General features: G+C 48.8%; 7 protein-coding genes and 2 pseudogenes. 7 read left to right on the plus strand and 2 right to left on the minus strand.

The window, feature by feature from the left end:
- The first annotated feature begins 174 nt into the window (after positions 1-174).
- Entirely contained in the window at positions 175-471 is a 297-nt protein-coding gene (locus OGV94_RS06875; RefSeq protein ID WP_003020675.1) for a YciI family protein, read from the plus strand.
- Positions 472-622: 151 nt separating this feature from the next.
- Entirely contained in the window at positions 623-1,291 is a 669-nt protein-coding gene (locus tag OGV94_RS06880) for an SOS response-associated peptidase (RefSeq protein ID WP_279278411.1), read from the plus strand.
- On the opposite strand, the gene OGV94_RS06885 is transcribed toward OGV94_RS06880, so the two are convergent.
- A complete protein-coding gene (locus OGV94_RS06885; protein WP_472270602.1) occupies positions 1,292-1,666 on the minus strand; it encodes a HumD family translesion DNA polymerase in 375 nt (124 codons plus the stop codon).
- Positions 1,667-1,773: 107 nt separating this feature from the next.
- Between OGV94_RS06885 and OGV94_RS06890 the strand changes: the two are divergent.
- The 5 genes and pseudogenes from OGV94_RS06890 to OGV94_RS06910 all read left to right on the plus strand — a co-directional run.
- Positions 1,774-1,890, plus strand: a pseudogene (locus OGV94_RS06890) (hypothetical protein); the annotation flags it as partial.
- A gap of 95 nt (positions 1,891-1,985) precedes the next feature.
- Positions 1,986-2,228 carry a DinI family protein gene (locus OGV94_RS06895; protein ID WP_003840850.1) on the plus strand — a complete coding sequence of 81 codons (243 nt, stop codon included), beginning with the start codon at positions 1,986-1,988 and terminating at the stop codon, positions 2,226-2,228.
- Between the two features lie 236 nt (positions 2,229-2,464).
- Positions 2,465-2,884, plus strand: a complete 420-nt coding sequence (locus OGV94_RS06900) for a hypothetical protein (protein ID WP_200101417.1) — start codon at positions 2,465-2,467, stop codon at positions 2,882-2,884.
- A 212-nt stretch (positions 2,885-3,096) separates the two neighbouring features.
- Positions 3,097-4,227, plus strand: a complete 1,131-nt coding sequence (locus OGV94_RS06905; protein WP_079937217.1) for a DNA cytosine methyltransferase — start codon at positions 3,097-3,099, stop codon at positions 4,225-4,227.
- Positions 4,184-5,167, plus strand: coding sequence for an HNH endonuclease (locus OGV94_RS06910; protein ID WP_079937218.1), 984 nt, complete (start codon positions 4,184-4,186; stop codon positions 5,165-5,167). The genes OGV94_RS06905 and OGV94_RS06910 overlap by 44 nt, the downstream gene beginning before the upstream one ends.
- Positions 5,168-5,802: 635 nt before the next feature.
- On the opposite strand, the pseudogene OGV94_RS06915 reads toward OGV94_RS06910, so the two are convergent.
- Positions 5,803-6,000: pseudogene (locus OGV94_RS06915) on the minus strand (tail fiber domain-containing protein); the annotation flags it as partial.

The raw sequence follows: 6,000 nt of genomic DNA on the forward strand, positions 1-6,000 counted from the left end.
AATAGCAATCATATTCAATAAGACCGTGAAGCTAACTGGCATTTAAAACGCGATTTTATGATAAAAAACCATTTCCATAGTATGGCCTTAACATATCAGCTATCTTTCCGTTGCAGTTATCAGGCCTTTCCAATAACGTAAATATGACCTTTTACCCTTCAAGGAGCTCTACCCGTGCTGTACGTTATTTACGCTCAAGATATTGCAGACTCTCTCGAAAAACGTCTTTCTGTACGCCCTGCCCATCTGGCTCGTCTGCAACTCCTGCATGACGAAGGCCGCTTGCTGACTGCAGGCCCCATGCCAGCGGTTGACAGTAACGATCCGGGTGCAGCAGGGTTTACCGGCTCAACGGTGATTGCAGAATTTGAATCTTTAGAAGCCGCGCAGGCGTGGGCTGAAGCCGATCCGTATGTGGCGGCAGGCGTTTATGCGCAGGTTTCAGTAAAACCGTACAAAAAGGTTTTTTGAATTTAAAAAATTCACTTTAAATTCAAATACATAAGAAAACAAATACATCCAAAACCAAAATTAAGGGCGCATTTAGGTACACATTAATCTACGCGCCCTCTCTTTTAGTTACCACCTATACTTTCAGTCTGACATATGGCTGGAGGTTTCTATGTGTGGACGCTTTTCACAGTCAATGACGCGAGAAGATTATCTCGCCCTTCTCGCTGAAGAAGTCGAACGAGACATTCCATATGACCCGGAACCGATCGGACGTTTCAACGTGGCTCCAGGTACCAAAGTTCTGCTTCTTAGCGAACGTGACGAGAAACTCCATCTTGATCCAGTTATCTGGGGATACTTCCCCGGATGGTGGGATAAACCACCGCTAATTAACGCACGCTCTGAAACTGCGGCCACCAGCAGAATGTTTAAACCACTCTGGCAGCATGGTCGCGCAATTTGCTTTGCTGATGGCTGGTACGAATGGAAAAAGGAAGGCGACAAGAAACAACCCTACTTCATTCATCGGGCCGATGGTCAGCCAATATACATGGCAGCGATCGGCAGCACACCATTCGAACGTGGAGATGAAGCAGAAGGATTCCTGATAGTGACGGCTACTGCCGACAAAGGACTGGTAGATATTCACGACAGGCGGCCACTAGTACTGTCACCAGATGCTGCTCGCGAATGGATGAGGCAGGACGTTGGAGGGAAAGAAGCTGCGGAAATTGCGGCCGATGGTTCCGTGCCGGCTGAGAAATTTATATGGCACGCCGTAACGCGTGCCGTAGGGAATGTGAAAAATCAGGGCTCTGAACTAATACAGCCAATGTGATTACATCACCGGGCAATCATCAAACTCCGCGTTCCTGGCATCATTAATAATGTACGTGATCACTCCAAATACAGTGAAACCATCATCAATAGGGTGCGCTTCCCTTTTCCCGTTCTCCAGATTTATCAGGTGGGGTTGAGGGTGAGTTCGGTATCGCTTGATCCTGAATTCCCCATCTATCGCGCATATCAGCAGCGAGCCATCACAGGCTGAAAGCGACGCGTCCACAACAAGCAGCGCCCCCTGGATTATCCCTTCCCTGAAATGTGAACGCGATGCCCGCATGAAATAAGTCGCTGCGGGCTGGCTGATTAGCTGCTGATCGAGGGAGATCCTTGTTTCAACGTAATCACTGGCAGGTGAAGGGAAGCCCATGGCTATAGTCCTCCGTTTGGATTGAAAAGCTGAAAGGTACGGTTCTCCCCTTCCTGCGTTGATACATCGCGGAATGTTGTCACATACCACTCGATCCATTCGTTAGCCTGCTTCATCGTCCAGTTCCAGTTAACCTTGCTCAGCTCCTGGACAAACCGCTGTGTGGTCACGGTCTTCCGGCCATTAGGTTCTTGCTGTATCGAAGCATGCCAGGCCATTTCAATATCGCTACGTCGTGGCATCAATTAACTCCTCTTGAATACCGGATAAAAACACAGTATAAATACTGTATATCCATACAGTAAAGAGGCTATAAGCAATGTTCGTGGAACTCGTTTATGACAAAAGGAATTTTGATGGTCTGCCCGGGGCAAAAGATATCATTCTGGGAGAATTGACTAAGAGGGTTCACCGGATCTTCCCCGATGCTGATGTTCGGGTTAAACCGATGATGACACTGCCGGCGATCAACACTGACGCCAGCAAGCATGAGAAAGAACAGATAAGCCGAACGGTGCAGGAAATGTTTGAAGAGGCTGATATGTGGCTGGTTTCAGATTAAACGCCTTGAACCGTCATATTGCTTAAGTTGTATTAGCTCAGACCTAACCTAGCACTCTTAAGACACAGAGCCAAACCTAAGCTGACAGTCCACTCAGTGCCAAAAGTAGACATTGTTGACATAAAATATATGATTTGACCAACTACAACCGAAGAGTAGTCCAATACATCTTGGGTCTACATCCATCTAGTTATAGAATCCCGAGTATAGATGCTAGTTTTGGACATTCTAATCACATGAAATATTGCTACCTGATAATTTTAAGCTTGACTATTTCTTCTGCTCAGGCTGAGATATTTCCCGCCAAGCTAACCTGTAATACGGGTGAACAAATTACTCTTAAAGTGACTGGTCCTGAGCAGCGACTGATCTACACTTCTTCATTCTATGGAACATTCCATGGATATCTCGATGTATTTAAAGGGTTATCACCTGATCGTCAATATGAGGCACTTGCCAATATTCATGGAATAGCTCGATATAGGGACAGCCCATTACATTTTACTCTCCTAATGAAACGAACCAATGGTGAGGTGGATAATGACTCGATTATCTATCGATATACTTACCTGAAAGACGAGCAAATGATTGATGAAGAAGGACATTGCAGTCCGATAAAAGATGGCGGATTTATTGAGGGGAGCAAAAGTTACTAAGGCCAAGCGTATAGTTATCGGTATGCTTAGCGTTTGCAGACCCCACGGCACTCAGGCAGTCCGCTCCGTGCCAGAAACGGACATTCAGCCCATACGCGCGTTGGCACTTCATCTGAGCCAAGTTTCCACTGGTGGTACTGTGCATACATACAGATTCACTTTATGATAGACTTATCTGTCGAGACTGAAGCGGGATACGGGATACTGTCTGAATGAGTAAAACCAATAAATTAAAGATCATTGATCTGTTTTGTGGCGCTGGCGGCTTGTCCTGCGGCTTCATGAAAGGGAAGAATGGCGCTCATTTTGAAAGCGTTCTGGCTCTGGACAATGATAAGGCGGCCATCAGAACGTACAACGCCAACTTTGGCGAGCATGGCATCGTCACCAACATAGAAGAGTGGATCACGGAAAATACCGTGCCTGAAGCGGATATTGTTATCGGTGGGCCGCCGTGTCAGGGGTTCAGTTTACTCAATAAAAACCGGGAAGGAGACCATCGACGCGCGCTCTGGGAACCGTACATGGACATCATTGAGCGATCGGGCGCTTCTGTCTTTGTGATGGAAAATGTCCCGGGTCTGTTAACCAGTGATGAATTCCAGGATATCCGTGAACGTGCGGAGAGTATGGGCTTTTTGCTTCTCAACCCTTCTGTGCTGAATACGGCAGACTATGGTGTCCCCCAGACGCGTAAACGTGCCATTGCGATCGGCATTAAGAAAGACCGTTTTGTGCGGGGGGGCATCCCTGCGTTCCCGCCTGCGCCGTCGCATCGGCATCCCGATAAAGCCGGAGATCTGCCTGCCTGGCTGACGGTCAGAGAATTCATCGGTGATTTACCGGAGCCGGTTGGTACAGAAGTGCGCGATCTGCCTCCGCCTTTAGATCTGCATTTTGGGCGAAACCCGACTGCACTGTCTCAGGAGCGTTATCGTGCTGTGCCGGTCGGCGGGAACCGTTTCGACTTACAAAAAAACAGACCCGATATTACGCCTGCCTGCTGGATCAAAAAAACGTCCGGTGGTACGGATTTGTTTGGCCGTTTGTGGTGGGAACGTCCTTCCGTAACGATTCGCACCGAGTTCTTCAAACCCGAGAAAGGGCGTTATCTGCATCCGGAATCACACCGCCCAATTACGCACCGGGAAGCGGCGCGCCTGATGAGTTTCCCGGATGATTTTGTTTTCCTTGGATCAAAAACCGAGATCGCACGTCAGATTGGAAACGCGGTTCCGCCCGTGTTTGCGCAAACAATTGCGACCTATGTGCTTACTTTAATGGAATATCAGATTCAACATGGCGAGAAGATCGAAGAAGAGCGAACCGGAAACGCTGCGTAAACAGCTCCTAGCGTTAATTACCGATTTTGAACACAAGCTCGCAGAGGACTCCCTGCGGGAACAGGTTCTTTCTCTCATCCCTGCCAACCATCTGCTGCGGGATCTCGGCAGCTCTCTGATGCATGAGGAGGGCTGTAATTCGGCACGCGACCGTATTCTGGCTTATCTCATCAAATATCCGCGCGTCATCATTCACGGGGATGAACTGATGGTGGTGGCTGGGATAAGTGAGTATGCGCGGCGGATAAGAGAGCTCCGGGTCCAGTTTGGCTGGTCCGTATTAAGCGGTACCACGCTGAAGGAAATGATTGAACAGGATGAGATAACGCTGGAGGAACTCCAGGCCCGCACAATGACCGCTCTTAAAACGGATGTCTATGCGCTGATGACAACAGAACAGGACAGGGAGGCCGCCCTGCGATGGAATGAGGCTAATGTTCTGCGGCGAAGTAAGCTTTCGACGAAAGACAAAATTCTCTCCTATCTGCGTAAAAACGTTGGCCGTCCGGTAACGGGCGAAGAGTTACGTTATCTTGCAAACGACAGTAAGGAATGGGCCCGCCGTACACGCGAGCTGCGTACCGAAGAGGGCTGGCCGATTGCCACCAGGAATTCAGGCCGACCGGAGCTTGAAGTGGGGGCCTATTTGCTTGAGGAAGATCGTCAGGCTGAGGTACATGACCGGAAAATTCCTGATCCGGTGCGCGTAGCCGTCCTTGAGCGCGATCATCACGCCTGCCGGAACTGTGGCTGGTTGCACGCCCGTAAAACAGCAAATGACCCCCGAACGTTCCTTGAATTGCATCATATAGAGCATCATGCTGACGGCGGTGAAAATACGCTGGATAACTTAATTACGCTCTGTAATGTCTGCCATGATGACGTGCACCGCCGTAAAGTGTCGGGGGAGGCGCTTTTACACCTGTTGAAGGGAGCCTGACATTCGCGGGTGTTAGCGTAATTTGTTACGGGCAGGTCATTCATTTGCGTAGCTGCAGTAACGTGCTAGCGGGATTTTCCTATTGAACCCCGGGGGGGGCCTGCGATCAGCCGCTCGCGGCAGTCAGCAGTGCTCTGTATGAAACAAGAGCACGGCCGCTAAAGACACCGACATTTTCTGGTTTCACTCCTTCACGCTTTGAGAAAATTACTCCCGCCAAATCCCGAGCCATTTCAGTTAGCTATTTATAACCATACCCTCCACTATATAGCCGTGAATACGGAGATTCACTTCTCTACCTGGTTGCTGGCGTTTTTGTATATGGCGGCAGGGCTGATGCTTGCTCAGCGCATTATCATCTCAGCCAGCGGAATGCGCTATAGCGAATTTTTGAAGAATGTTCGCACCAAATTGTTTTCTAAAAAAAAGTGATATTGAAATAGCGTGAGAGCTTACTTTGTTAATTCATCACTTCGATTGAAGGTCCGCTGTTCGCTCATAGCGGACTGTCAATCATTCAATACTCGCACTATCGGACGTTCGCCAGTTGGCCGCAGCCATGCTCATGCATACGGTATGGTTGCGGCACTGTTATTTCGCTTTATGACATTGCACGTTGATGGTTCAGAGCAGAATTATCTGGCAGTGAGCTGTTCTACAATTTTCTTCAGCGCCTCCATGTCTGCTTTCAGTTGATTGATTTCTTTCTGCTGCGCTTCATTTTCATCCATCAGAGAAATAATGGTTGCGTGATGAACAGCGGCCAGTACGCCGGAATCGCCAGCCTGTACAGATAAGGCATCCTTAACAACAGTACCGTCCCGTAGTTCGAT

Source organism: Citrobacter sp. Ce006 (assembly GCF_030336535.1).
Taxonomy (GTDB): Bacteria; Pseudomonadota; Gammaproteobacteria; order Enterobacterales; family Enterobacteriaceae; genus Citrobacter; species Citrobacter europaeus.

Coding starts and splice junctions, on each gene's coding strand:
- OGV94_RS06880 (WP_279278411.1), top strand. CDS start 623: ATGTGTGGACGCTTTTCACAGTCAATGACGCGAGAAGATTATCTCGCC.
- OGV94_RS06885 (WP_472270602.1), bottom strand. CDS start 1,666: ATGGGCTTCCCTTCACCTGCCAGTGATTACGTTGAAACAAGGATCTCC.
- OGV94_RS06895 (WP_003840850.1), top strand. CDS start 1,986: ATGTTCGTGGAACTCGTTTATGACAAAAGGAATTTTGATGGTCTGCCC.
- OGV94_RS06900 (WP_200101417.1), top strand. CDS start 2,465: ATGAAATATTGCTACCTGATAATTTTAAGCTTGACTATTTCTTCTGCT.
- OGV94_RS06905 (WP_079937217.1), top strand. CDS start 3,097: ATGAGTAAAACCAATAAATTAAAGATCATTGATCTGTTTTGTGGCGCT.
- OGV94_RS06910 (WP_079937218.1), top strand. CDS start 4,184: ATGGCGAGAAGATCGAAGAAGAGCGAACCGGAAACGCTGCGTAAACAG.